Origin of the sequence: Xanthomonas hortorum pv. cynarae, from assembly GCF_002939985.1 — a bacterium.
GTDB classification, from domain to species: Bacteria; Pseudomonadota; Gammaproteobacteria; order Xanthomonadales; family Xanthomonadaceae; genus Xanthomonas; species Xanthomonas hortorum_D.
Genome location: NZ_MDFM01000014.1, coordinates 89,171 through 114,679 on the forward strand (window position 1 = coordinate 89,171; position 25,509 = coordinate 114,679).

The following is a 25,509-nucleotide window of genomic DNA, read 5'->3' on the forward strand; positions in this document are numbered from 1 at the left end:
ATGCGCGCACGCTTGACACTAGTCTTGTGGCCGTCATCATGTCGCTGGCGCGCAATAGCGCGTTGCCTAATCTAACGACGAGGATTGAAACAATGACCATTAACAAGCTGCTGATCGCAATGGCTCTGGGCCTGGCCCTGACCGCTTGCTCGAAGCCGGAACAGGCTCAGGACGCTGCTGCTTCGGCTAACGAAGCCGCTGCCGACGCTCAGACCGCTGCTGACCAGGCTGCTGCCTCGGGCTCGCAGTCGGCTGACGCCGCTCAGGCTGCTGCCAACACCGCTGCTGCTTCGGCTGACACCGCTGCTGACGCTGCCCAGGCTGCTTCCGGCGCCGCGACCGACGCTGCTGCTGATCAGGCTGCCGACGCTGCCAAGACGGCTGAAAACACCGCCGAAGCTGCTAAGGACACCGCCGAAGAAGCCAAGAAGTAATCACTTCTTAGCTCCAAGCGAGTTCGGAAAAAGCCGCTGGTTTCCAGCGGCTTTTTCTTTGCCTGAAATTTCTCCCGGAATCCGCCCCTGATCCGCCTGCACTGGATGCATCACGCGTCGCCCTTAGACAAATGACTCGCCATCGCGTAGCGGCATGCCCGCCCGCGGCTGAATGGCCAGTGCGGCATTGACGCGCACTGCATTGGCTCCTGCATAAGCTCCGCCTTCCAACACCGGAACAGGAACAGGACCCACCCATGAAGACGATCCGCATGCTGTCGTTGAGCGCCATTGCCGCCCTCTCGCTTGCCGCCTGCCAAGGCCCTGATGCAGAGCAGGCGCGCCGCGATGCCGCATCCGCCGCCAAGCACGCTGCTGCTGCCACCGAGCAGGCCGCCGATCGCGCTGCCGTGCAGGCCAAGGCTGCCACTGCCGACGCACGCGTTGCCGCTCGCGAACTGGCGGCCGATGCCAGCCGCGCAACCGCCAACGCCGCCGACGCCACCGCCGACAAGACCCGCGAGATGGCCAACAAGGCCGAGCAGAGTGCCGACAAGCACGACGCAGAGCATCCGGAACACTAAGAGCGACTGTCACAACGACTGCGCTCACCGCTAGGCGGGCACGGTCGGTGCTCGGAAAGCGCCATGTATCACGTACACGTCGGCTCTTCTGCGCCGTTCGTACCACCAAGGGCCGCTCGCCGCGCTTGTCAGCCACTCTGAAACACCGCGTGACCCCGTTGGCACTTTGCGCACGCGCCGGCTTTATCGAGCCGGCGCGTGCGTTTGTCGGCGGCAGAAAGCGCATGTTGTCGAGCACGGCAGGCTAGCATCAGCGCATGCCCTCTTCTTTTACCTCGCGCCGCAGCAATCAGCTTGCACTGGCTTTTTCTGCGCTGATTTTTATCGCCATCGGCATCGGCATCTTCGTCGGTGCGCGCCGCTCGCTGGCCGATGCCGCGTGGGTGGCACACACGCATGAAGTGATCGGCCGGATCGACGAGATCCAGGCGCGCATGCTGGATGCCGAATCGGCGCAGCGCGGCTTTTTGCTCACCGGTAACGATGGATATTTGCTCGACTATCAGACCAGCGTCGGACGCCTGCCGATTCTGCTCGGCAACCTGCGAAGGCTGATTACCGACAACACCACCCAGGAACAGCATCTGGACCGCTTGCAGCAGTTGGTGGAGACGCGCCTGCAACAGATCCAGCATACGCTCGACCTCTATACGCAAAGCGGTCTGGAGCCGGCGCGCGCAAGCATCCGGCAAAGCGCCTTCCGCACCACCAGTGCGATCCGCGAGCAGTCGCTGAGCATGGTGCAGCGCGAACAGGAGCTACTGGTGGAGCGCGCCGAAAGCAGCCGGCAAAGTGCGACCTTGCTGCTGGTGCTGGCGCTGGCCGGCATTCCATTCGGGCTGGTCGTCGTCGGCACCGTCTACGGGTTGTTGATGCGCGAACTGAGCAATCGCGCGCAGGCCGAGCGGCTGGCAGCGCAGGCCAATCGCGAGCTGGGCGAGAGTGTCGGCGCGTTGCAACGCAGTACCGCCGATCTCAATCTGCTCAGCCGTTATACCGGCCTGCTGCAGAGTTGCATCAGCGCCGAAGAGGCGCTGGTGGTGACCAGCCGCACCCTGGCCGGCCTGCTGCCCGGCGTGGCCGGAAGCGTGTATCTGCTGCGCGCGTCGCAGGATCGCGCCGAAGCGATCAGCCACTGGGGCGAGCCGCTGCTGCAAAGCGCGCCGCATCTGCTGCCGGAAGAGTGCTGGGCGCTGCGCCGGGGCCAGCCGCACATCATCGAAGACCTGCACCGGGATGCGCTGTGTGCGCATATCGCCGTGCCCGATACCACCGCACCGATCACTACCGCTTGCCTGCCGATGTCGGCGCAAGGCACCCAGCTCGGCTTTCTGTTTCTGTCCTCGCCCGGCCCTGGCCCGATGCCGCGCCTGGAAATCGCCGAGGCCGCGGCCGAGCAGTTGTCGTTGGCGCTTAGCAATCTGCGTCTGCGCGAATCGCTGCGGCGGCAATCCATTCGCGATGCGCTGACCGGGCTGTACAACCGCCGCTATCTGGAAGAATCGCTCAGCCACGAGCTGGCGCGCTGCGCACGCCGCGACCTGCCGTTGTCGGTGCTGATGCTGGATGTGGACCACTTCAAACAGTTCAACGACAGCCAGGGCCATGCCGGCGGCGATCTGCTGCTGGCAGCGGTGGGCGAGCTGCTGCTGACCCGCCTGCGCGCCGAAGATGTGGCCTGCCGCTACGGCGGCGAAGAATTCACCGTGATCCTGCCCGAGACCGATGGCGCCGAAGCCATGCGCGTGGCCGAGCAGATCCGTGGCTTTATCGCCGCATTGGCGGTCACCGATGGTCAGCGCTCGTTGCCGCGCGTGACCGCGTCGATCGGCGTGGCCAGCTTCCCGATCGATGGCGAATTGGGATCGAGCCTGATCCAGAAAGCGGATGCGGCGCTGTATATCGCCAAACACCGCGGACGTAACCGGGTCGAGCAGCACGGCGCCGCCACGGCCCCACTGGATTGAGCACGCACGCCGTCGACGTTGGATTGCGCAATTCGTCACACAAAAGATCCATCGACGCAGCGATAGTCGGCCTTGACCCCCAAGCGAGGCAATCCGATGTCGATGTGGCGCGATCAAGGTCCCAACAAGAAAGACGGCGTTCCGGCCGCCCCCGAAGTTCCTCCCGCCGCCGATGGCCGGTTGTTCACTGCCGAGGCCAGCCCCGCTCCACCGGTGCCTGCCGCCGCCCCGCCCGGTGTTGCGCCGGTGACGCCGGCATCCAGCACTGCGGCCCCGCAGCGCCAAAGTGATGCAAAAGAATCGCTGATCGCCGCCGACATCAGCATCGAAGGCAAGATCGAAGGCGCCGGTCACGTGCGTCTGGCCGGCCGCTTCAAGGGCGACGTCAACGTCAAGGGCGATCTCACCATCGAACGCGGCGCCAAGCTCAACGGCGGCGTGCGCGCCAACAAGGTGATCATCGCCGGCGAACTGGAGGGCAATATCGAATCGGCCGCGCAAGTGGAATTGCAGACCTCCGGCGTGCTGGTTGGCGACGTCAAAGCCGGTAGCCTCACCGTTGCTTCGGGCGCCCGCATGCGCGGCCAGGCCGATTTCGGCTGGGGCGAAGACACCGGCAAACCGGTTGGTACGAGCAAGGCAATCGTGAGCGGAGACAGCGACGCCACATGAGTGCACCTCGCCCGGGCACGCCCGGTGCCACGCGCAGCTGTCCGCACTGCAAGGCGACGATTCTGGAAAGCGCCAGCGTCTGCCCTGCGTGCAAGCATCACCTGCGCTTCGACTCGGCAGCTGTGCAACATGCGCAGCCCGCCCCGATCGTGCCGCTCAAGGTCGACGGCACCATCCGTCATCCTGCCGATGGCGATCCATGGGAATACACCGTGGTGGTGTCGGTGCGTAACGGCAAGGGCGAAGAGATTCGCCGCCAGGTCGTGGATGTCGGCGCAATGCAGGGCGGCGAAGAGCGTGGATTTACGCTGGCCGTGGAAGCGACCGCGGTGCGCTCACCTGGCCGGCGTACGCGGCATTAGGGTGTAAGACGGCAAGCGCCAGATGGAAGACATGCGGGAGATCGGGCGTGCGGGAGATGAGGATCGGCGCGGGATCAACGCGGATAACGCCGACCACTCCTCGCTTTTGATGTTCGCTTGTCAGGCTTTATTTGCGTTCTCGATGCAGCAAAAGGCAACGTCCTAGCGTCCCAGCGACGTTGAATGCGCACGTCTCGCCACGCGAAACGCTCGACCGCGTCGCGCTAGACGCTTTCGCGTAAGCACGCACGCGTCCACCCGAACCTCGCCGTGCAAGCACGTGTCGGGCCGCTACGCCGATGCATGCCATTCCCATTCTCAGGATCTGCACACCGGCTTGGCCAGAGTTGCCGCATGCGCAACGGCAACGACAAACCTGGCGATCTGGTGGTGCTTGGCCCCGAGGGTCTGTATTGCCCGCAGGGCGACTTCCATATCGATCCCTGGCGGCCGGTGCCGCGTGCGGTGATCACCCACGGGCATGGCGACCACGCGCGCAGCGGCATGGGCGAATACCACTGCACGCACGAGAGCCTGCCGATCCTGCAGTGGCGCCTCGGCGAGCAGGCCTATCACACGCATGCCGATGGTGAAGCGTTTCGCCTGGGACGCGCGCAGGTGTCGCTGCATCCGGCCGGCCACGTGCTCGGCTCGGCGCAGGTGCGCATCGAAGTGGATGGCGAGGTCTGGGTCGCCTCGGGTGACTACAAACGCCAGCACGACCCCACCTGCAAGCCGTTCGAAGTGGTGCCGTGCGACACCTTCATCACCGAAGCGACCTTCGGGCTGCCGGTGTATCGCTGGCCGGATACTTCAGACGTCGCAGCCGATATCGTCGCCTGGCGCCACGAATGCGCCGAGCGCGGCGAAGCGGCCATTCTGTATTGCTATGCATTGGGCAAGGCGCAACGGGTGTTGGCGGAACTGCGCGCCTGGGACACGCAACCGGCGTTGTTGCATGGCGCGATCGCGGTGGGCGTGGAGGTGTATCGCCAGGCCGGCATCGCGATGCTGGACACCCAACCGGTCAGCGAACACGCGCGCGGCGCAGACTATGCCGGGCAATTGGTGTTGGCGCCGCCCTCGGCGGCCGGCAGCGCCTGGATCCGTCGCTTCCGGCATGCACAACAGGGCTTTGCATCGGGCTGGATGCGCATTCGCGGCAATCGCCGTCGGCGCAATTACGACCGCGGTTTTGTGGTGTCCGATCATGCCGATTGGCCGGACCTGTTGCGCACCATCGAAGAGACCGGCGCGCGGCGCGTGATCGCCACCCACGGCAACACCGATGCCTTGATCCAGCATCTGCTGGAACGCGGCGTCGCAGCCGAAGCCTTCCGCACCGATTTCGGAGCCGAAGAATGAACCCGCTGCCCGCACGTCGGTATGTTCGCGCACGTCCCCGCATTCGCCTGAGCGGTGCGCTTGCGTTTCGTCGGCACGCCTTGGCGTTTCGCATTCATCGCGCTACGCCTGCCGCCATTGTCGGACCACCGCAGCCGCAGCGTCGCGTACGCAGCTTGAGTGCGTTTACGCAACGCGCAATGAAACTACGTGCCGCAGGCAAGTGCGCAACGACGCAGGCACTGCCGTGAAGCGTTTTGCTGCGTTGTACCGCACCCTGGATCGCAGTACCGGCACGCTCGACAAGCGTGCCGCGTTGGTGCGTTATTTTGGCAGCGCACCGCCGCTTGATGCGGCGTGGGCGCTGTATTTACTGGCCGGCGGCAAGGTGGCCAGCACACGCATGCGCATCGCCAGCAGCGGCGAGTTGCGCGAATGGATCACCGAGACCGCCGGTATTGCCGATTGGTTGGTTGCAGATAGCTACGACCACGTCGGCGATCTGGCTGAAACGCTGGCATTGCTGTTGGATGACCCGGCCACCGAAGCGGCCGATTTACCGCTTGCAGAATGGATCGAACAGCGGCTTCTGCCGATCGCCAATCAAGACGTCGATGTACGCAAGGCCTGCATCGTGCAGGCGTGGCGCAGCCTGGCCTTCGACGAGCGTTTGGTGTTCAACAAGCTGCTGACCGGCGCGCTGCGCGTCGGCGTGTCGCAGCGACTGGTGCAACAGGCCTTGGCCGAGATGTCCGGGATAGAGATCGCACGCATTGCGCAGCGCATGCTCGGCAGCTGGCGGCCGCATCCGACCTATCTGGCCAACCTGCTGACCGCCGAAGAATTGCCCGGCGATCGGCAGCAGCCCTACCCGTTCTTTCTCGCCTCGCCACTGGAAGCCGAGGTCGAAACGCTGGGCACGGTCGATGCCTGGTTGCTGGAATGGAAGTGGGACGGCATTCGGCTGCAGCTGATTCGACGCGCTGGCGAAGCGGCGTTGTGGTCGCGCGGCGAAGAACGTCTGGATGGTCGTTTTCCGGAAATCGAACAGGCTGCGATGCAGTTGCCAGAGGGCACCGTCATTGATGGCGAGCTGTTGGCCTGGCAACCGGAGCAGCCATTACCGATGCCATTCACTGCCTTGCAGACGCGCATCCAGCGGCTCAAGCCCGGGCCAAAGACGTTGGCGGCAGCGCCAGCGCGCGTGGTTGCCTACGACTTGCTTGAACTGGGTGGCGAAGATCTGCGCGAGCGTCCATTGCAGGAGCGTCGTGTGCTGCTGGAAGGCGTGCTCACGACGCTCGCCGATGCGCGCATCGTCGCTTCGCCGCTGGTGCAGGTCGGCGATTGGCAAACCGCCGCGCAAGTGCGCCTGGATGCACGCGAGCGCGGCGTGGAAGGGCTGATGCTCAAGCGCGCCAACTCGATCTACCAGTCCGGTCGCCGACGCGGCGACTGGTGGAAATGGAAGATCGACCCGCTCACCATCGATGCGGTGCTGCTGTATGCGCAAGCCGGTCATGGCCGGCGCAGCACGCTGTACACCGACTACACCTTCGGGCTGTGGCACGAGGGCCAGCTGGTGCCGATCGCCAAGGCCTACTCCGGTCTGGACGACAAGGAAATTCTGCAACTGGATCGCTGGATCCGCGCCAATACCACCGAGCGCTTCGGCCCGGTGCGTGCGGTCACCGCGCATCATGTGTTCGAGCTGGGGTTCGAAGCGGTCAATCGCAGCGCGCGGCACAAGTCCGGCATTGCGGTGCGTTTTCCGCGGATTTTGCGCTGGCGCCAGGACAAGCCGATGGCCGAGGCCGATCACCTGAGCAGCTTGCAGGCGCTGGCACGGTGAGCGACGCGCAGCAGACACGCGGCACGCCGTTGCAGCAATGGCGTGCCTGGTTCGCGCAGCGCGGCTGGGCGCCGTTACCGTTTCAACGCGATGTGTGGAAGCGCTATCTCGATGGCGAATCCGGCTTGCTGCATACGCCAACCGGCAGCGGCAAGACGCTGGCGGCCTTCGGCGGGCCGCTGCTGGAAGCGTTGGCTGCACGCGGGCGCCGCACGCCGATCAAATCTGTCACGACGACTGCGCGTCGTCAGCAGCAACGCACACTGCAAGTATTGTGGATCACCCCGTTGCGCGCACTCGCCGCAGATACCGCACGCGCTCTACGCGAGCCGGTGGAGGCGTTGGGGCTGGATTGGCAGGTGGGCTTGCGTACCGGCGATGCCAGCGCGCGCGACAAGCGGCTGGCGCGCAGCGGCAAGCTCGATGTACTGGTCACCACGCCCGAATCGTTGGCGTTGTTGCTGTCGTACCCGGACACCGCGCCGCAGTTGTCGGCGCTGCGCTGCGTGATCGTCGACGAGTGGCATGAGCTGCTCGGCAACAAACGCGGCGTGTTGCTGCAACTGTGCTTGGCGCGCTTGCGCGGCTGGGCGCCGGCACTACGCATCTGGGGCTTGTCGGCGACGCTGGGCAACCTGGCGCAGGCACGCGACGTGCTGTTGCCGCATCGCCCGGAGGCTGCGCTGGTCTCGGGCGTCAAACCGCGCGCGATGACGTTGGAGACGTTGTTGCCGGAGAGCGGCGAACGCTTTCCCTGGGCCGGGCATCTGGGCCTGGCGCAGCTGGCGCGCGTGCTGCAGAAGATCATGCAGCAACGTACCAGCCTGGTGTTTACCAACACGCGCGCGCAGGCGGAGTTATGGCATCAGGCATTGAACGCGGTATGGCCGGACGATCCGGCCACGCTCGCGTTGCATCACGGCTCGTTGGACCCCTCGCTGCGCGCAGCGGCCGAACTTGGCTTGCGCGACGGCAGCCTGCGCTGCGTGGTGGCAACCTCCAGCCTGGATCTGGGCGTGGATTTTCCGGCGGTGGATCAGGTACTGCAGGTCGGCAGCCCGAAAGGCATTGCCCGCTTGCTGCAGCGTGCGGGCCGCGCGCGTCACCGCCCGGGCGAATCCGGACACGTGGTGTGCGTGCCCTCGCATGCGCTGGAACTGGTGGAATACGCCGCGGCACGCCGCGCGATCATGCACGGACACATCGAGGCGCGCCCACCGCCACGCCTGTCGCTGGATGTATTGGCGCAGCACTGCGTCACGCTCGCACTCGGCGGCGGTTTCCACGCCGATGCAGTGTTTGAAGAAGTGCGCGGCACCGATGCATTTGCGGCGCTGGATAAAGCCACCTGGCAAGCGGTGCTCGACTTCATCGTACAAGGCGGCAGCGCGCTGGCGCACTACCCGGATTTTCACAAGGTCATTCGCGACGAAGATGGCGTGTATCGCGTCATCGATCGGCGCGTCGCGCTGCGGCACCGCTTGTCCATCGGCACGATCACCAGCGATGGCAGCGTACGCGTGCAGTTTTTGCGCGGCGGCCGCCTGGGTGCGGTGGAAGAACAATTCGTCGGCCGTCTGCGCCGTGGCGATCGTTTTCAATTCGCCGGCCGTTTGCTGGAGCTGGTGCGGCTGGAAGACATGACCGCTTATGTGCGCGTGGCCAAGGGCGGCAGTGGCGTGGTGCCGAAATGGATGGGCGGGCGCATGCCGTTGTCGTCGGCCTTGGGACGCGAGGTCGAGGCGGTGTTTGCCGATCCCGGCGATGCGCCGGAAATGCAGGCGCTTGCGCCGTTGCTGCGCCTGCAGTCATCGCTGTCCTCGCTTCCCGGCCCGGACCATCTGCTGGTGGAAAGCATCAAGGCGCGCGATGGACGGCACGTATTCGTGTATCCGTTCGCCGGGCGTCAGGTCAATGAAGGGCTGGCTGCATTGCTTGCCGCACGCTGGGGTCGGCGTCAGCGCAACACCTTCAGTTTTGCCGCCAACGATTATGGCTTTGTGCTGTCGCCCGCGCAGGATGTGGAACTCGATGCGAGCGTGCTGCAGAGCTTGCTGTCGCCGGCCGGGTTGCTCGACGATCTGCGCGACAGCCTCAATCTGGGCGAGTTGGCACGCCGGCAATTCCGCGAGATCGCACGCGTTGCCGGGTTGCTGTCGCCAGCGCTGCCTGGCCGTGCACCACGCAGCCTGCGTCAGCTGCAGGCCTCCAGCGGCTTGCTCTACGACGTGTTGCAGCGCTTCGATCCCGAGCATCTGCTGCTTGCTCAAGCTGAGCGCGAAGTGTTCGAAGGCCAGCTCGAACTGGCGCGGCTTGCGCATGCACTGGAAGATTGCGCACGCCGCGAACTACGCCTGTGCAAACCGCGCAGTCTGACTCCCCTGTCGTTTCCGTTATGGGCAGAACGTGTGCGCGGCCAACTGAGTACCGAAGACTGGAAGGCCCGCGTGCTGCGCGCTGCCGAACAACTGGAGCGTAAACATGGGCGATAGCGTGCAACTGCAGCTAGCCGGCGAAACAGTGGAACTACTCGGCGAACGTGCGCTGTACCGGCCGGCACAACGCGCCTTGTTGATCGCCGACCTGCACCTGGGCAAGGCCGATGTGTTCCGCCGTGCGGGCATCGGGATGCCGGCCGGCGGCACCGCGCACGATCTGGATCGGCTGGATGCGTTGCTGCAACAACGCGACGTGGGTGCGCTATGGATCCTCGGCGATCTGCTGCACGGGCCTGCCCCGCGCGCGGCCTGGCATCGCCGCTGGAGCGCATGGCGCGAGCGTCACTGCGCGTTGCGCGTGATCGCCATCCGCGGCAACCACGACCGCGCCCTGGCCGGTGCGGATCTGCATATCGAAGCGGCCGGCGAGCAGGTCGAAGACGGCCCGTTCGTGCTGCGCCACGATCCCTTGCCGCATCCTACCGGGCACGTGCTGTGCGGGCATCTGCATCCGCTGGCCGCGCTGCCTGGCATGTCGCGTCGCTGGCCGGCATTCTGGCTGCGCGAGCGCGTCACCATCCTGCCGGCGTTCTCGCATTTCACCGCCGGCATCGTGCCAACGCTGATCGAAGGCGAGCGCCTGGTCGCCTGTGTGGAAGGCGATGCGGTGGCGTTGCCGGTGCGCTAGCGACACAGCAGTGCGACTGCGATCACGCCATCACGCCATCACGCCATTACGCATCAGATAGATCACGCGTGTGGCCCGCAACAACCCATACGCGCTACATCACGGCTTTAACGCCATCGGCCTCAGCACGTGTTTGCAGCTGCGGCGACAGCTGCGGCTGCGGCACTGGTTGCGACAACGCCTCCACAAACTCCGGTGCCAACGCCAGCTTGCCGAACCAACCCTGCTGGGTACCGCTGAGCACACGCAGCATATGTCCGCGCCCGCCAGGCACGCGGCCCATCGGGCGCAGCAGCAGGTCGCGTCCGTGTGCCCATAGGTCGCGCTCGGACTGGAACAGCGGCGTCAACCAACGGCTCCAGCGGTGGTAGATCGCCACATGCGCCTGGCGCTGACGCTGATAGTGCTGCAAGGCCGCATCCAGATCGACGCCGACCCGCAAGGCATCGCGCATCGCCAACGCGTCCAGCAGCGCCATGTTGACGCCCTGCCCCAGCTGCGGACTCATCGCATGAGCGGCATCGCCGGCCAGCACGAAACGGCCGCGATGCCAGCGCGTCACCACCGCGTCGCGGTAACTGGCACGCGCCAGTGCGCCATGCACTTGCACGGTTTCCAGGCGGGCGTGTGCATCCGGCCACATCTGCGCCACTTCATCGCGCCATGCCGTGATGCCGCGCTGTTCCCACGCGGCAAAATCGCTGCACGGCAGGCTCCAGAAAAAACTCAGCCGCGGCGTGTCGTCGCCGGGCCGAGTGCCCACCGGCAGCAGGCCGATCATCTTGCGTGCGCCGATATAACGCTGTCGCAGCTCATCGACGAACGGCCAATCCTCGCGTGGCAACAGGCACCACAGCGCCCCCACGGATAGACCCGATCCAGCCGCGTGCCCTGCGCCTGCGCGCGTAGCGTGGAGGCCGAGCCATCGGCGGCGATGATCAGATCGTACGGACCATGCCAGTGCCCGCGCTGGTCCTGCACGCGCACGCCGTCGTGATCGATCGCGGTGATCTGCGTATCCACATGCAGCTGCGCCTGCTCCGGCCATGCATCGCGCAACAGCGCGAACAAGGCGCCGCGCTGCATGCCCAAGCCCATCAGCCGCGTATCCAGATCGCGATACTGCATGTCCATCACCGCGCGCCCGCACGGCGTCTCGCCATACAGCCGCCGCACCGGCGCGCCATGCGCAAGCGCCTGCGGCAGCAATCCCATCTTCCACAACACCTGCAGGCCGCTGGGCTGCAACAGAAATCCTGCGCCCACCGGCCCGGGCGCGACGGCGCGCTCGAACACGTCCAGTCGATGCCCATCGGCACCCAGCAGCACGGCCAGTGCCTGCCCCGCCGTGCCATAGCCCACTACCGCAATCCGTAATGCTCGTTGCATCGTCCCTGCTCTGTTTCGCTAGCACCGATCCCGCATGGACCGATGCAAAAAAAACCCCGCCGTGGCGGGGTTCTTCAACCGCACAATCGAGTCACGTCACTCGACCGGCGTGATGTTCGAAGCCTGGGCACCCTTGGGGCCCTGGGTCACGTCATAACTGACGCGCTGGCCTTCCTGCAGGCTGCGAAAGCCCTTGGAGTTGATCGCGGAGAAGTGCGCGAAGACATCGGCGCTGCCGTCCTCCGGTGAGATGAAGCCAAATCCCTTGGCGTCGTTGAACCACTTGACGGTACCGTTCTGCATGGTGATGCGAGACCTTTGCAATAATTAATGGGTGGTGTACGGCGATGCGTACGCGCCGAGTATGCAAAGCTTATGCCCCAATGACAATCACCCGCGTGCAAGTTCGCCAATCAGCTCGGGCAATCCGGACGAGGCCGCATCGACGTTACTCAGTACCTCGGCCATGGTGATTTCCTGCGCGTCGCCGCAGCCGGCCGCCCAGTTCGCAACGATCGCCAAACACGCATATTCCAGGCCTTTTTCGCGTGCGAGACCCGCTTCGGGCATGCCGGTCATGCCGACCAGATCGCAGCCGTCGCGACGCATGCGGGCGATCTCTGCAATCGTTTCCAGCCGTGGTCCCTGCGTGGTTCCATAACATCCATCGGCAACCAACGTGACACCCGTCACTTTGGCGGCAGCGATGACCTTGCTGCGAAACATCGGCGAATACGGATGACCGAAATCCACGTGCTGCACCTCGCTGCCCGGCTCTTCGCAGAAGGTGGAGACACGGCCCCAGGTGTAATCGATCAACTGATCCGGGCACGCCAATACGCGCGGGCCGAACCGCTCAGTGATGCCGCCCACGGTGTTGAGTGCCAGCACGCGCAAAGCGCCGATTTGCTGCAGCGCAGCGATGTTTGCGCGGTAATTGACCTTGTGCGGCGGCAGCGAATGGCCTTCACCATGACGCGCCAGAAACGCCACGCGGTGACCCAGCAACATGCCGACGCGAATCGGCCCGGAGGGCGCGCCGTACGGCGTTTCGATCTGGTGCGTCTGCACCTCGTCCAGCTGCGCGAGCTTGTAGACACCAGTGCCGCCGATGACGGCCAATGCGATGGAATTGGGAGACACAACCGACCTCTGCTACGAAAAGACATGACGGCGCGCGCACGCGTGCGCGACGGACTGCCCGCAGCGATGCGGGCACACTGCGGGAATTACTGCTTCATCGCATAGATGGCGGGAATGCCGCGCAGCTGCTCGTTGACGTCCATGCCGAAGCCGAACACGTAGCGGTCGGCCACTTCCACGCCCACATAATCGGCAGCGACGCCGGGCACGCAGCGGTCATGGCGCTTGACGGTCAACACCGCCACACGCACGTCGGTAGCGCCCTGCTCCAGGCACCACTGGCGCACGCCCTGCAGCGTGTAACCCTCATCGAGAATGTCGTCGACCAGAATCACCCGGCGGCCGAACAACGCGGTGGCCGGGCGGTGCTTCCAGACCAGCTCGCCGCCGGTGGTTTCGCCGCGGTAACGGGTGGCATGCAGGTAATCGAACTGCAGGTCCTGGCCGCGTGCGCCCAGCTCCAGCGCGAGCTGGCCGGAGAACGGCAGCGCGCCATGCATGATGGTGAGATATACCGGCACTTCGCCGGCGTAGTCGCGCGCGATCGCATCGGCAATGGTGCCGACGGCGGCGTCGATGGCGGGGCTGTCGACCAGCAGATCGGCTTGGGCCAGGGCCTGGGAAATGGTGAGCGTGGACATCAGGCAGTTGTTCCGAAAGGGGCGGAAGGGGAAGTGGTGAATGAGGCGTCGGTGCCGGCGAGCAGGCCATCCCAGCCCAGCGCGCCGCGGCCGATCAGGCTTATCAGTGCTGCGGTATTGAGGCTGCGGCCTTGCACGGCGTGCAGCGATTCGTCGACCAGTTCCGGGTGGCAGACCAGCACCACGTCGCAGCCGGCATCCAGGTGCGCATGCACCCGGCCCGCCACGCCACCGGCACTGAACGAGGCGGCCATGCCGATGTCGTCGGAGAACACCACGCCGCGGAAGCCCAGTTGCCCACGCAGGATCTGCTCGATCCAGCGCTGCGAATAACCGGCCGGTTCCGGCGCAACCTGCGGGTAGACCACGTGCGCCATCATCACCGCGTCGGCACCGGCTTCGATCCCGGCCACGAATGGCACAAGATCCTCGGCCAGCAGCACGTCCAGCGGCCGCGGGTCGCTGGCATGGTCGACATGGGTGTCTTCCAGCACCGTGCCATGGCCGGGGAAATGCTTGAGCGTGGCGGCCATGCCGGCGCCGTGCAGCGCCTGCACATAGGCGCGGGTGAAGCTGGCCACGATCTGCGGGTCGTCGCTGAAGGCGCGATCGCCGATGGCGCGGTTGCCGCGGCCCAGATCCACCACCGGCGCAAAGCTCAGGTCCACCCCGCTGGCACGTACTTCGCTGGCCATCAGCTGCGCATGCGCGCGCGCGGCAGCAAGGGCGGCCTCGGGGTCCTGCGCATACTGCGCGCCGAAGCTCTGCAGCGGCGCCAGGGCGCTGTAACCGTCGCGAAACCGCTGCACGCGCCCGCCTTCCTGGTCCACGCAGATCAACACCGGGCGCGGTGCCGCGGCGCGGATGGACGCGGACAGTTCGGCCACTTGCGTGCGCGAGGCGAAGTTGCGCTTGAACAGCACCACGCCGGCGACCGCATCGTGCTGCAGCCAGTCGCGCTCCTGTGCACTGAGTTCGGTACCGGCAACGCCGATCAGAAGCATGTTGGGGGACTCCCGGGCCAGGCGCCACGTTGGCGCAGCGCGGCATTGTCGCAGATGCGCGTTGCAGCGTCAGATCGCGTATTCAGGCAGGTGCCGGACCTGTACGTCTACGCGCCTGATTACCCAGGCGATGTTCTGCACTCACCGACGTCGGCTTGCTGGTTTCGCCCAAGGCCCGCAGCCGCACTGCCCCTGCGGACTGAGCCGTGTCCAGGCCGCTCGGGACGTCCTTAGAGCCGCCCTGATCCAGCGCAAGTCAGAGCACCTCAAGATTCGCCCGCCAATGCGCTGCCTGCGCCTGCACCTGGGCCAGCACCTCCGGCGCCATGTCGTCGAGCTGCCGGTACGGCATCGCCAGCCGCTCGTTGGCGTGCAGCAGCGTGCGCTGCCGCGCCAGGAAATCCCAATACAGCGCGTTGTACGGGCAGGCCTGCGCGCCCACCCGCGCCTTGCGCTGGTACTTGCAGCCGCCGCAGTAATCGCTCATGCGGTCGATATAGGCCGCGCCGCTGATATACGGCTTGCTGCCGAGCAGGCCGCCGTCGGCGAACTGACTCATGCCGATCGTATTGGGCAACTCCACCCACTCGAAGGCGTCGATGTAGACGCCCAGGTACCATCGATGCAGCGCCTGCGGCTCCAGCCCCGCCAGCAGCGCGAAATTGCCGATCACCATCAGCCGCTGGATATGGTGCGCATGCGCGTTGGCCAGTGAATTGCCGATGGCATCGGCCAGGCAACGCATGCCGATCTGCCCGTCCCAGAACCAGTGCGGTAGCGGCGCATGCTGCGCCAGCTGATTGGACTGTGCATAGCCCGGCATCTGCGACCAATACACCCCGCGCACGTATTCGCGCCAGCCTAGAATCTGCCGGATGAAACCTTCCACCGATGCCAGCGGCGCATGTCCGTCATGCCATGCCGCCTCGGCACGGGCGATCACCTCGCGCGGATGCAGCAGCTTGATGTTGAGCGCGAACGACAGCAGCGAATGGAACAGGCGCGGGCTGCGCGTGCTCATCGCATCTTCGTAGCGACCGAAATCCGGCAACGCATGCGTGATGAAGGCCTCCAGGTGCTGCAGCGCTTCGTCACGATCCAGCGGCCATGGCAGCGCGTCGGCGTTCGGCGCGCCGAAGCTGCGCACGCCAGCCGCTTCGATGCAACGCCATAACGCGCGATGGTCGTGCGCTGCCCGCCACTCCTGCGGCGGCGGCGGATCACCTGGCCATGGCGCGCGGTTGTCGTGATCGAAATTCCAGCGCCCACCTTCCGGCTCGCCGGATGCATCGAGCAAGATTCGATGGCGACGGCGCATCTTTCGATAGAACACCTCCATGCGCCATTGGCTGCCGGGGCGGAAACACGCGTCCACCTCATCGCGTTCGGTCAGAAAATGCTCGCTGTCGACCATGCGTGTGGCGAATGGCTGGCGCGCGCACCAGTCTCGCAACGCTTCATCCAGCCGCCATTCGTCCGGCGCCTGATACTCCAAGTGGCTGGCGCGGTAATGCGCCATCAGCGCGTCCAGATTGGCGGGAATCGAGTGCCGATTGCTGGAGTTGTCGATGGCCACGTAACGCACCCGGTGACCGACCTGCCGCAAGCGTGCGGCGAACGCGCGCATCGCCGCGAAGATCGCCAGGATCTTCTGCGCGTGATGCAGCACATAATCGGTTTCTTCGCGCACTTCCATCAGCACGTAGACCACGCCCGCATCGGTCGCATCGAACCAGCTGTGCTGCGGATTGAGCTGATCGCCCAGAATCAGGCGCAGCGTGTGTGCAGGTGCCTGAGGGGTGAGGTCGGCTGCGCGTGCCACAGCATTAATCGCGATCGCTGCGTACGGCATTGCTGGCGCGCACACGTTCCGCCAGTGCCACGCCGCTTTGCCAGGCGCCTTCCACCTTGCCGCCGGCCAACCAGTCGCCACACAGACCGATACGCAATTGCGCGTCCCAGGCACCGCCGATCTGCAAGGGCGGATCGGTGCTGGCCACTGTCCAGCGAGACGCAGCGCAGGACTGCGGCACTGGCAACCCAAGCGCGGCCAGTGTTGGCAACACACTGGCAATCACCGCCTCGGGCGTCGCGTCGAAATGCGCCTGGCTCCAATCGGCATTGGCATGCAGCAGCCAGGTTTCGCTGCCGGTTCGTCCAGGCTTGCTGGCGTTGCGCGCCACCCAGCGCAACGGGCCGGCGTTGACGAACAAGGCGTCGTAACCAGGGTCGAGCGGCGTGTCGAAATGCAGCACCACCGCCCAGGCCGGCTGCATGTTTGCGCCAGCGGCAATCGCCGCGAGCGTGGGCGCGATGTGCTGCAGCAATGCAGCTGCAACCGGCGCCGGCACCGCCAGCAACATTGTGTCGAAGGCGCGTCTTGTCTCGTCTCCCGACACAGCCAGACACCATGTGTCGCCGTTGCGCTGCAGAGATCGCACAGCGGTTCCCAATCGAACATCCAGGTCTGCCGCAAGCGCGCGCGCCGGTGCGGCCATGTCCGGCACACCGACAAAGCGCGCCAAAACGCTCTGCGAGGGACGAAATTGGATGCCATCCCAACTCGCGACGCGCGCGGGCCAGGCCGCCGCGACGCCGGTGGCAATCCATTCGTCCACCACGGCTGCAAACGCCCGATCGCGTGCGGTGAAATACTGCGCGCCGTGGTCGCACTGCCAGCCATCGCCTGCGCAACTGCGCATGCGGCCGCCGGGTGCATCGCCCTGCTCGAACAGCGTTACCGTCCATCCCGCCGCCTGCAGCCGTTGCGCACAGGCAAGCCCTGCCAATCCGGCGCCGATCACCGCAACCGTCTTCGGGCGGGCGGGCTGTGTCATCTGCTCAGCTATTGGGAGTTGCAAGACGCCGCCGGCCGTTCACACCGCACAGCCATCCGGCCCGCAGGCATCGGGACCGCCGATCGGCGCCGATTCGGCCGCCAGCTGCAACAGTGCTTGCGCAAAACTCTCCGGCGGCTGCGCGCCCTGGATCAGGCTGCGTCCATCGATCACGAAACTGGGCACCGCACGGATTCCCAGTGCGGTGGCCTGCGCCAATTGCGCCTCCACCGCAACGATGCCTTCGTCGGAGTCCAACAGTGCGCGCACGCGCGCCTCATCCAGACCGCCAGCGGCGCCGGCATGCACCAGCGTTTCGGTCGCGCCCAGGTTGTCGCCTTCGGCAAAATGCGCATGGAACAGCGCTTCGATCACCGCCTCGACATCGCCCTCATGGCTCGCCAGCCAGATCAGCCGATGCGCGCGCAGCGTGCTCACCTGCACCTGCCCACGCCCGAAATCGAACGGCAGGCCTTCGGCACGCGCAGTGGCCTGCGTCTGCGCCAGCATCTGATCCACGCGCGCAGCACCGCCAAACTTTTGCGCCAGCGCAGCACGCAACGGTGTCGGTTCCAGACCGGCATCGGGATCCAGCTGAAACGCGTGGTAATGGATGTCCAGCGCAGGTGCCTGCGCACCAAGCGAGGCCACCGCCTGCTCGAAACGGCGCTTGCCGATCCAGCACCAGGGACAGACAACGTCAGACCAGATATCGATGCGCATGGGCGGGGATTGGAGATTCGTTATTGGGGATTGGCAGAGCATAAGCCTAATTCCAAGGCAGGAATTGGGTAGTCGTGATTGGGAATTCGCAACGCATCAGCCCAAGTCCGACGCATCACCTTTTAGCTCTTACGAATCCCGAATACCCAATCCCGAATCCCGGCTCTCCAGCCACTGCGAGAACGGGTGCGAGGCCAGCGCCAGGTTGTAATAGCGCACATCGTCGGTGACTTCCTCGCCGATCCACGCGGGCTTGGCAAACGCCTCGTCGGCGCTATCGAGTTCGATCTCGGCCACGACCAGCCCGGCGTTGTCGCCGAGAAATTCATCCACTTCCCACACATGACCCTGGTACTCGACCAAATGCCGGCGCTTGTCGATCAAACCGCCGACACACAGCGCCAGCAGCGCACGCGCATCGACCACCGGAATCGGGTAGTCGAACTCCTGCCGCGTATGCCCCACCTGCCGCGATTTCAAATTGAGAAATGCGCTCTCGCCCTGGATGCGCACGCGCACCGACGCGTTCTGCGCGCCACTGCGCATCGCTGCCTGGTCGTTGATATAGCCCTGCGCCATCGGGATCACCGCATGCGCGGCGCTACGCCAACCGTCGCCGGTCACGAGAAACTTGCGTTCGATTTCAATGCCCATGTCCACAAGTATGGCGGGACCTGCAGAAAAATGCCTGGCCGACGCAGCCTCGCGACCTCTACACTCCGCCCCCTCTCATTCAAGGACAGAACGCCATGACAGTCAGCCGATACTCCACCCTGCACATTGCGGCGCTCACTGCCGCATTGGTGTGCGCAACTGCCACAGCCGGCGCTGCTGCAGCCACGCTCTCGCTGGCCCAGGCGCAACAGGCACTGGATGCGGCCATCGCCGATGACATGGCAGACAACCCGCAGGAGCAGGGCGACGCGCTCATGTCCGCCATGTTCCGTCCGCGCTTGACCGCGTTGACCGGCTGCCTGCCGGCTGTCGACGCCAAACCGGAGACGCTCGATTGCATCGTCACCGGCCAGGCCGGGCCCAGCGAAAGACACATGACGCTGCGGTTTGTCCCGAACGATAACGCGTGGGTTTTGCAGCACAGCAAGAACGAAATGGAAGTCGCCGCGCCGGGACCGCCGCAGGATCGCGTGCATGTGCTCCTGCGCGAAGCCATCAGCCAGATGCTTGTGCAGGAGAACGACGCGGCGATGCGCACGCGCATTCAAGACGCCGCGCGTACTGCGCAGGTCTCCGGTGTCGAGCGCTGCAAACTCGGCAGTGAAGCGCCAGTGGTTGAGTGCGACGTCATCGTTGAGGCCGAAGGCAAACGCGGCACGCGGCCGATGGCCTTCGCGCTGGTCGACGGGCAATGGCAGAACGCCGTCGAAAAGAAAGACTAAGAGCGGCTAACAAAACTACTGCGCAGCCGCCAGGCGGGCGCGGCCGGTGCTCGGAATCCTCATGTACCAATCGTACACTCCGGTTCCTCCGCGCCATCCGCACCCACCTGACGACCGCTCGCTACGTTTTGTTAGCCACTCTAAGAGCGTCACGCCGTCCGGGCGACGGGTAACCGACGCCCGGAACATGACGGCCTAGCGCCGCTCAAACACCGCGATGCTTTCCACATGCGCCGTATGCGGAAACATGTCCATCGCACCGGCGGCCTTGAGCGTAAAGCCCTGCTCGTTGACCAGATAGCCGGCGTCGCGCGCCAGCGACCCCGGATGGCAGCTTACGTAGACGATGCGCTCGAACTTTTTCAACGGCAGCTGCTGCAACACTTCCAACGCACCCGACCGTGGCGGATCCAGCAGCAGCTTGTCGAAGCCCTGCCGCATCCACGCGGTGTGGCGCTGATCCTGGGTCAGGTCGGCCGCATGAAACTGCGCGTTGTCCAGACCATTGCGCTGGGCATTCTCGCGCGCACGCGCCACCAGCCCGGCATCGCCTTCCACGCCGACCACTTCGCGCACGCCGCGTGCCAGCGGCAGGGTGAAATTGCCCAATCCACAGAACAGATCCAGCACGCGGTCCTCGGGCCTGGCGTCAAGCAATGCCAGTGCATGCGCAATCATTTTCTGGTTGAGCGAGGCGTTGACCTGGATGAAGTCCAGCGGCCGGAACGCCAGCTCCACGTCCCACTGCGGTAAGCGGAACGACAGCGGCACCTGTTGCGGCCACAGCGGATGCACGCTCTCCACGCCGCCCGGCTGCAGGAAGATCGCAAAATCGTGCGCTTGCGCAAATTCCGTCAGCGCCTGCAGATCGCGCTCGCTGAGCGGCTGCATGTGGCGGATGGTCAGCACCACCGCCTCGTCACCGGCAATGAATTCGATCTGCGGGATGTCGCGCTTGCCGTCCAGACCTTCGACCAGCGCGGCCAGCAACGGAATCTTCTCACCGATCTGCGGGATCACCGTGTAGCAGACCGACAGATCGGCCACGAAGCGCGGATCGAGCTCGCGGAAACCGACCAGCGTCTTGTCCTTCTTTTCCACCCGTCGCACCGAGAAGCGACCCTTGCGGCGGTAGCCCCAGTTGTCGCCCACCAACGCCGGCAGGATCGCCTGCGGGGTGACGTGGCCGATGCGCTCCAGGTTATCCATCAGCACACGCTGTTTGGCCACGATCTGCTGCGACTCGTCCAGATGCTGCAGCACGCAGCCGGCACAGACGCCGAAATGCGGGCAGCGCGGGGTCACCCGTTGCGGCGATGCCTCCAGCACCTCCACCGTCTTGGCCTCATCGAAATGCCGGCTGCGCGCGGTGGGTTCGGCATGCACCACCTCACCGGGCAGGGCGCCGCTGATGAAGGTGACCTTGCCGCCTTCGCCCTCGCGGCGGGCAACACCGCGGCCGTCGTGACTGAGGTCGATGATGGCGGTCTGGAACGGGGTACGGTCGAAACGGTTTCTGGTTCTGGCCACGTGGCGACGAGCTGCGGGCAAAAAGGGTGCGTATTGTCGCAGATGCGATCGATGGAGGCCGCTTCAAGCAATGGGACAATTGTCGCGCGCCGCAAACACAGGCAAACTCCAGCTGCGCGCGACGGTCACGACGCGGCATCGCTGACAAGGAGGCAGCATGAATATGGCGACACGTCAGGAACCCCACCCACGACTCTTGCTGGTGGAAGACGACCCGATCAGCCGCGGGTTTCTCCAGGCTGTCCTGGAAGACCTGCCAGCCCGGGTGGATTGCGCCGATTCGCTGTCTTCGGCGCTCGACCGCGCCCGCGAACATCGTCACGACCTTTGGCTGATCGACGTCAATCTCCCCGATGGCACCGGCAGCGAGCTGCTGCGCGCACTGCGCCTGTTGCATCCCGACGTCCCCGCACTTGCCCACACCGCCGACGGCACCATGACCATGCAACGCAGCCTGCAGTCCGATGGGTTTCTGGAAATGATGGTCAAGCCGCTGAGCTCCGAACGCCTGCTGCAGGCAGTGCGTCGCGGACTGGCGCGCGGCCGTTACAGCGTGGCGCCGGTTGGTGTGGTCGACATCGCCGCCAGCGATTGGGACGAAGCGGCCGCACTCAGCGCGCTCAACGGTCAGCAGCACCATCTGAATGCGCTGCGCGAATTGTTCCTGGCCGAGTTGCCGGGCACGCGCGACGCGGTGGATTCGGCCCTGCAGATCAGCGACGAGCCGGCACTGCGCAACCATCTGCACCGGCTGCAGGCCAGTTGCGGCTTTGTCGGCGCAGCGCGGCTTGCCGGCGCGGTGCGTTTACTACGCGGCGACCCGCAATCGAGCACGGCGCAGACGCAGTTTCATGCGGCGGTGGCGGCGTTGCTTCACTGAACTGAGCGCCTGTCGCTGCGTTGTAGAGAGTGCGTACGGAGCTCGGTTGAATGACGCGCCCAGCCGCGTAGCGAGTTTGCCTTGCTGATCAGCGCCGGCGCGCCAGATCCTCGAGCATTTCCCAGGACTTCAGACCGCGCCCGCCCAGGTGATGCAGCAGCACGCCACGCATGCTGCGGCGCAATCCCGGCATGTCGTCGGCCGCCGGCATGACGTCTTCGCCCAGCGCCAATAGCGCCGCACCGGTCACGGTCTCGCGCCGGTCCTGCGCCAGCCGCTCGCTCAACACGCGCAATGCGCCTTCCTGCGGATCGAGGCGGTAACGTGCCGCCGGGTCGATCGGTTGGCCGTCGTTGTCGTGTTGCAGATCGAAGGCAAACCCGAGCCCATCGAGCACATCGCGCTCGAACTGACGCAAGCCCCAGGCCAACGGCAGGTTGGAGGCCAGATGCGCACGCGCCCGCGCATAGCAATCGAACAGCTCGGGCACCGGGTCGTTGCGTGGGGCCAGCCGCAGCAGCAACTCGCTGATATAGAAACCGGCCAACATGGTTTCGCCGGCCAGGCGCGGCGCAGTGTCCAACGCCTCGGCCTGGCGCAGTTGCGCAAGCTCGCCGCGCTGCATCGCCGTGAACTGGATCAGCTGCAAGGGCTGCAATGCGGCGCGCAAGGCCTGCTTGCGCGGCGCGTGCACACCACGCGCCAGCAATCCCACCCGCCCCTGCTGCTCGGTGAGCACTTCCACCAGCAGACTGGTCTCGCGCCAGGGGCGCACATGCAGGACGAAACCGCGTTCGTTGTCGATCAGCATGGCGGCAGGCGGGACAGGGTCCCGGTCTTACTCGTACCCGAACGCCTTCAATGCCGCTTCGTCGTCCGACCAGCCTTCGCGTACGCGTACCCAGGTTTCCAGGAACACCTTGGCGCCGAACAGCCGCTCCATCTGCAGGCGCGCCTTGCCGCCGATTTCCTTCAGGCGGGTGCCGCCCTTGCCGATCACGATCGCCTTCTGGCCTTCGCGCTCGACCCAGATCACCGCGCCGATGCGCAGCAATGCGCCGTCTTCGGCGAAGCGCTCGATCTCCACGGTGGTGGCATACGGCAGTTCTTCGCCGAGCTGGCGCATCAACTGCTCGCGCACCAGTTCGCCAGCCAGAAAGCGCTGACTGCGATCGGTGATCTCGTCCTCGCCGAACATCGCCTCGGCCTCGGGCACCAGCTTGAGCAGGTCGCCGACCAGCGCTTCCAGGCCCTTGCGCTTGAGCGCCGAGACCGGATGCACTGCAGCGAATGTGCGGCCTTCGCTAACCTGCGCCAGGAACGGGAACAGCGCGGTCTTGTCCTTGAGCCGGTCGACCTTGTTGACGACCAGCACTACCGGCACTTTGGAATCGCTCAGGACCTTGAAGGCCAGCGTGTCTTCTTCGTCCCACCGGCCGGCTTCGATCACCAGCACTGCCGCATCCACGCCTTCCAGCGAGCCGCGCGCAGCGCGATTCATCACCCGGTTCATGGCGCGCTTCTGCTCGCGATGCAATCCGGGCGTATCCACCAATGCCAGCTGCCCCTCGGGGAAGGTGGCGATGCCCAGCAAGCGATGCCGCGTGGTCTGCGGCCGGTTGGACACGATGCTGACCTTTGCGCCGACCAGCGCATTGGTCAGGGTGGACTTGCCGACATTGGGACGGCCGATCACGGCGACGCTGCCGCTACGGTGGGGGGAAGAGGTTTCGCTCACGTGTTTGAATCCAGTTGTGCGATGACAAGGGTGGCCGCCTGTTGCTCGGCGAGGCGACGCGAGGTGCCCTGGCCTTCGGCGCGGGCGACGGGCTGTTCCAGAATGCAGGCGACATGGAACTGCTTGGCATGTTCGTCGCCGCTTTCACTGATCAGCGCGTAATTGGGCAGCGGGAGTTGCCGCGCCTGCAGCCATTCCTGCAGCCGGGTCTTGGGATCTTTTTCAGCCTTGCCCACCGGCAGCGCAGCCAATGAAGGCTCGAACCAGGGCAGCACCACCTCACGGCAACGCTCGAAGCCACAGTCCAGATAGATCGCCGCCACGATCGCTTCGACCGCATCGGCCAGGATCGAATCGCGCCGGTGGCCACCGGATTTCAGCTCGCCCGGACCGAGCGTCAAACGCTCGCCCAGATTCAGCGTGCGGCCGATGACGGCCAGCGCCCCTTCGCGCACGAGTTCGGCGCGCGCACGGGTCAATGCGCCTTCGTCGGCCTTGGGCCAGCGCTGATACAGCGCCTCGGCGATCAGCAGATTGACGATGCCGTCGCCGAGGAATTCCAGTCGTTCGTTATGCGGGGTCCCGGCGCTGCGATGCCGCAGCGCCTGGGCGAGCAGACCCGGATCGGCAAACGCGTGCCCGATCGGATCGCCACGCTGGAAAGTTCTATTGCCCACCACGTCCAGTCATGTCCTGCGATGTATCGAATTTGCCGACCACATCGAGATTGCCGATCATTTCGCGACGCACTTCGTAGTTGACCTTCATGCGCCAGCCGCCTTCGATGCGCTCGAACTTCACGTCTTCTTTTTTGACGTTTTCCGAGTAATTGATGTACAGCCGACGGAAGAACAGATCCTGCAACTTGGACGGATCCATCTCGCCGGCGCCGGGCTCTTTGGCCAGACCCTTCATCGCGGTGCGCACGGAATAATATTCCTGATACATCGGAAACAGCTTCATGCCCAAGTACAGGCCAAACCCCACCACCGCCAGCACCACCACGAACGACGTCAACGTCATACCGCTCTGCTTGCGCTTCATTGTGCTTCCCCTGGCACGCCGTGCGTGCATTTACTGGATTCCGGTCCCGATCCGCGACGGATCGAAACTCCCCTTGCAGAACCACCCTTCGCAATTGAGCCAGATCAGGAACGCCTTGCCGCGCAGATTGGCTTCCGGCAGAAAGTGCGTCTGGGTCCAGAATCGGCTGTCTTCGCTGTTGTCGCGATTATCCCCCATCACGAAATAGCTGGCGGCCGGGACGGTCCAGTCGCCCTGCCCGGCCGGCATGTTGCGATCGACCCATTCCAGCACGGTGTGCGTGCGGCCCGGCAGGTCCTCGACCAGCAACGTGGTGCCGGTCATCTCGGCGCCCTTGCCCTTGCCGATGTACTCGCCCTTGACCGTGTAGCGCATCGGCTTGTCGTTGATGTACAGCGTATCGCCGTGGAAACCGATCTTGTCGCCGGGCAAACCCACAACGCGCTTGATCCAGTTCTGGTCGGGCGCATGCGGCGGCTTGAACACCACCACGTCGCCACGCTTGGGCTCGCCGGTCGGAATGAACTTGGTGTTGGTGATCGGCAGACGGAAGCCGTAAGCGAACTTGTTGACCAGGATGAAGTCGCCGATCAGCAGATTGGGCATCATCGAACTGGACGGAATCTTGTACGGCTCGGCCACAAAGCTGCGCAGGATCAGCACCACCGCCAACACCGGAAAGAACGCGCGCGAGTAATCGATGATCGCCGGCTCGCTGTCCAGCAGCCCGGCACGTGCAGCGCGGCGCTTGGCCAGAAACAACTTGTCCAGCAGCCAGATGAAGCCGGTGCCCAGCGTCAGTACGACCAGGGCGATTTCAAACCATTTCATTTGGGTTCCTT

26 protein-coding genes, 1 other RNA gene and 1 pseudogene are annotated in these 25,509 nt (G+C 65.1%); 13 read left to right on the forward strand and 15 right to left on the reverse strand.

The window, feature by feature from the left end; genetic code table 11:
- Positions 1 to 92: 92 nt before the first annotated feature.
- The 10 genes from XcyCFBP4188_RS11625 (at position 93) to pdeM (ending at position 10,341) form a co-directional block, all read left to right on the forward strand.
- Complete coding sequence (locus XcyCFBP4188_RS11625) at positions 93 to 434, forward strand: hypothetical protein (protein WP_039528386.1); 342 nt, start codon at positions 93 to 95, stop codon at positions 432 to 434.
- Positions 435 to 691: 257 nt separating this feature from the next.
- Positions 692 to 1,018 (forward strand): XAC1346 family secretion chaperone, encoded by a 327-nt coding sequence (locus tag XcyCFBP4188_RS11630; RefSeq protein ID WP_006449862.1) that lies wholly within the window; start codon positions 692 to 694, stop codon positions 1,016 to 1,018.
- A gap of 257 nt (positions 1,019 to 1,275) precedes the next feature.
- A complete protein-coding gene (locus XcyCFBP4188_RS11635; RefSeq protein WP_006449864.1) occupies positions 1,276 to 2,985 on the forward strand; it encodes a diguanylate cyclase in 1,710 nt (569 codons plus the stop codon).
- A 96-nt stretch (positions 2,986 to 3,081) separates the two neighbouring features.
- A complete protein-coding gene (locus XcyCFBP4188_RS11640) occupies positions 3,082 to 3,657 on the forward strand; it encodes a bactofilin family protein (protein WP_006449865.1) in 576 nt (191 codons plus the stop codon).
- Complete coding sequence (locus tag XcyCFBP4188_RS11645) at positions 3,654 to 4,019, forward strand: hypothetical protein (RefSeq protein WP_043908094.1); 366 nt, start codon at positions 3,654 to 3,656, stop codon at positions 4,017 to 4,019. Before XcyCFBP4188_RS11640 ends, XcyCFBP4188_RS11645 begins: the two co-directional genes overlap by 4 nt.
- A 354-nt stretch (positions 4,020 to 4,373) precedes the next feature.
- Entirely contained in the window at positions 4,374 to 5,384 is a 1,011-nt protein-coding gene (locus XcyCFBP4188_RS11650; protein WP_006449869.1) for a ligase-associated DNA damage response exonuclease, read from the forward strand.
- Positions 5,381 to 5,614 (forward strand): hypothetical protein, encoded by a 234-nt coding sequence (locus XcyCFBP4188_RS11655; protein WP_074056998.1) that lies wholly within the window; start codon positions 5,381 to 5,383, stop codon positions 5,612 to 5,614. The genes XcyCFBP4188_RS11650 and XcyCFBP4188_RS11655 overlap by 4 nt, the downstream gene beginning before the upstream one ends.
- Positions 5,611 to 7,215 carry an ATP-dependent DNA ligase gene (locus XcyCFBP4188_RS11660; RefSeq protein WP_043908103.1) on the forward strand — a complete coding sequence of 535 codons (1,605 nt, stop codon included), beginning with the start codon at positions 5,611 to 5,613 and terminating at the stop codon, positions 7,213 to 7,215. The genes XcyCFBP4188_RS11655 and XcyCFBP4188_RS11660 overlap by 4 nt, the downstream gene beginning before the upstream one ends.
- Positions 7,212 to 9,707, forward strand: coding sequence for a ligase-associated DNA damage response DEXH box helicase (locus XcyCFBP4188_RS11665; RefSeq protein WP_006449872.1), 2,496 nt, complete (start codon positions 7,212 to 7,214; stop codon positions 9,705 to 9,707). Before XcyCFBP4188_RS11660 ends, XcyCFBP4188_RS11665 begins: the two co-directional genes overlap by 4 nt.
- Positions 9,697 to 10,341 carry a ligase-associated DNA damage response endonuclease PdeM gene (gene pdeM, locus XcyCFBP4188_RS11670; RefSeq protein ID WP_006449873.1) on the forward strand — a complete coding sequence of 215 codons (645 nt, stop codon included), beginning with the start codon at positions 9,697 to 9,699 and terminating at the stop codon, positions 10,339 to 10,341. The genes XcyCFBP4188_RS11665 and pdeM overlap by 11 nt, the downstream gene beginning before the upstream one ends.
- Before the next feature lie 94 nt (positions 10,342 to 10,435).
- Here pdeM and XcyCFBP4188_RS23575 read toward each other — a convergent pair.
- The 9 genes and pseudogenes from XcyCFBP4188_RS23575 to XcyCFBP4188_RS11715 all read right to left on the reverse strand — a co-directional run bounded on the left by XcyCFBP4188_RS23575 (position 10,436) and on the right by XcyCFBP4188_RS11715 (position 18,732).
- Positions 10,436 to 11,730 (reverse strand): annotated as a pseudogene (locus XcyCFBP4188_RS23575) (FAD-dependent oxidoreductase).
- Between the two features lie 96 nt (positions 11,731 to 11,826).
- Entirely contained in the window at positions 11,827 to 12,033 is a 207-nt protein-coding gene (gene cspE / locus XcyCFBP4188_RS11680; protein WP_006449876.1) for a transcription antiterminator/RNA stability regulator CspE, read from the reverse strand.
- 87 nt (positions 12,034 to 12,120) lie between these two features.
- On the reverse strand, positions 12,121 to 12,873 hold the full coding sequence (locus tag XcyCFBP4188_RS11685) for an S-methyl-5'-thioinosine phosphorylase (protein WP_043908096.1): 753 nt from the start codon (positions 12,871 to 12,873) through the stop codon (positions 12,121 to 12,123).
- Positions 12,874 to 12,959: 86 nt separating this feature from the next.
- Positions 12,960 to 13,514 (reverse strand): hypoxanthine-guanine phosphoribosyltransferase, encoded by a 555-nt coding sequence (locus XcyCFBP4188_RS11690; protein WP_104592144.1) that lies wholly within the window; start codon positions 13,512 to 13,514, stop codon positions 12,960 to 12,962.
- Entirely contained in the window at positions 13,514 to 14,518 is a 1,005-nt protein-coding gene (nagZ, locus tag XcyCFBP4188_RS11695; protein WP_006449879.1) for a beta-N-acetylhexosaminidase, read from the reverse strand. Before nagZ ends, XcyCFBP4188_RS11690 begins: the two co-directional genes overlap by 1 nt.
- A 256-nt stretch (positions 14,519 to 14,774) precedes the next feature.
- Positions 14,775 to 16,340, reverse strand: coding sequence for a cryptochrome/photolyase family protein (locus XcyCFBP4188_RS11700; RefSeq protein ID WP_104592145.1), 1,566 nt, complete (start codon positions 16,338 to 16,340; stop codon positions 14,775 to 14,777).
- A 4-nt stretch (positions 16,341 to 16,344) separates the two neighbouring features.
- Positions 16,345 to 17,379, reverse strand: a complete 1,035-nt coding sequence (locus XcyCFBP4188_RS11705) for an NAD(P)/FAD-dependent oxidoreductase (protein ID WP_174705842.1) — start codon at positions 17,377 to 17,379, stop codon at positions 16,345 to 16,347.
- 15 nt (positions 17,380 to 17,394) lie between these two features.
- Entirely contained in the window at positions 17,395 to 18,078 is a 684-nt protein-coding gene (locus XcyCFBP4188_RS11710) for a DsbA family oxidoreductase (protein WP_104592147.1), read from the reverse strand.
- Between the two features lie 129 nt (positions 18,079 to 18,207).
- Positions 18,208 to 18,732, reverse strand: coding sequence for a CYTH domain-containing protein (locus XcyCFBP4188_RS11715; RefSeq protein WP_104592148.1), 525 nt, complete (start codon positions 18,730 to 18,732; stop codon positions 18,208 to 18,210).
- 239 nt (positions 18,733 to 18,971) lie between these two features.
- Between XcyCFBP4188_RS11715 and XcyCFBP4188_RS11720 the strand changes: the two genes are divergently transcribed.
- Together XcyCFBP4188_RS11720 and XcyCFBP4188_RS11725 are read left to right on the forward strand one after the other, a co-directional pair.
- Entirely contained in the window at positions 18,972 to 19,475 is a 504-nt protein-coding gene (locus XcyCFBP4188_RS11720) for a hypothetical protein (RefSeq protein WP_248283112.1), read from the forward strand.
- A 61-nt stretch (positions 19,476 to 19,536) separates the two neighbouring features.
- Positions 19,537 to 19,612, forward strand: a non-coding RNA gene (locus XcyCFBP4188_RS11725) — sX9 sRNA.
- 58 nt (positions 19,613 to 19,670) lie between these two features.
- Here the strand turns inward: XcyCFBP4188_RS11725 and rlmD are convergent.
- Positions 19,671 to 21,005, reverse strand: coding sequence for a 23S rRNA (uracil(1939)-C(5))-methyltransferase RlmD (gene rlmD, locus XcyCFBP4188_RS11730; protein WP_006449885.1), 1,335 nt, complete (start codon positions 21,003 to 21,005; stop codon positions 19,671 to 19,673).
- A gap of 157 nt (positions 21,006 to 21,162) precedes the next feature.
- Here rlmD and XcyCFBP4188_RS11735 point away from each other — a divergent pair, with 157 nt between their 5' ends.
- Positions 21,163 to 21,885 carry a response regulator gene (locus tag XcyCFBP4188_RS11735; protein WP_006449886.1) on the forward strand — a complete coding sequence of 241 codons (723 nt, stop codon included), beginning with the start codon at positions 21,163 to 21,165 and terminating at the stop codon, positions 21,883 to 21,885.
- Positions 21,886 to 21,973: 88 nt separating this feature from the next.
- Here XcyCFBP4188_RS11735 and recO read toward each other — a convergent pair whose 3' ends face one another.
- Genes recO through lepB form a run of 5 tightly spaced genes read right to left on the reverse strand, consistent with a single transcriptional unit; the run spans position 21,974 to position 25,498 of the window.
- The gene (gene recO / locus XcyCFBP4188_RS11740; RefSeq protein ID WP_006449887.1) at positions 21,974 to 22,696 is read right to left on the reverse strand and encodes a DNA repair protein RecO; all 723 of its coding nucleotides are present in this window, start codon (positions 22,694 to 22,696) and stop codon (positions 21,974 to 21,976) included.
- Positions 22,697 to 22,723: 27 nt separating this feature from the next.
- Positions 22,724 to 23,623 (reverse strand): GTPase Era, encoded by a 900-nt coding sequence (gene era, locus XcyCFBP4188_RS11745; RefSeq protein WP_023903250.1) that lies wholly within the window; start codon positions 23,621 to 23,623, stop codon positions 22,724 to 22,726.
- The gene (gene rnc, locus XcyCFBP4188_RS11750; RefSeq protein WP_023903249.1) at positions 23,620 to 24,300 is read right to left on the reverse strand and encodes a ribonuclease III; all 681 of its coding nucleotides are present in this window, start codon (positions 24,298 to 24,300) and stop codon (positions 23,620 to 23,622) included. The genes era and rnc overlap by 4 nt, the downstream gene beginning before the upstream one ends.
- Positions 24,290 to 24,697 (reverse strand): DUF4845 domain-containing protein, encoded by a 408-nt coding sequence (locus tag XcyCFBP4188_RS11755; RefSeq protein ID WP_026064646.1) that lies wholly within the window; start codon positions 24,695 to 24,697, stop codon positions 24,290 to 24,292. Before XcyCFBP4188_RS11755 ends, rnc begins: the two co-directional genes overlap by 11 nt.
- The gene (gene lepB / locus XcyCFBP4188_RS11760; protein WP_016903795.1) at positions 24,698 to 25,498 is read right to left on the reverse strand and encodes a signal peptidase I; all 801 of its coding nucleotides are present in this window, start codon (positions 25,496 to 25,498) and stop codon (positions 24,698 to 24,700) included. It abuts the gene before it with no gap.
- Positions 25,499 to 25,509: the final 11 nt, after the last annotated feature.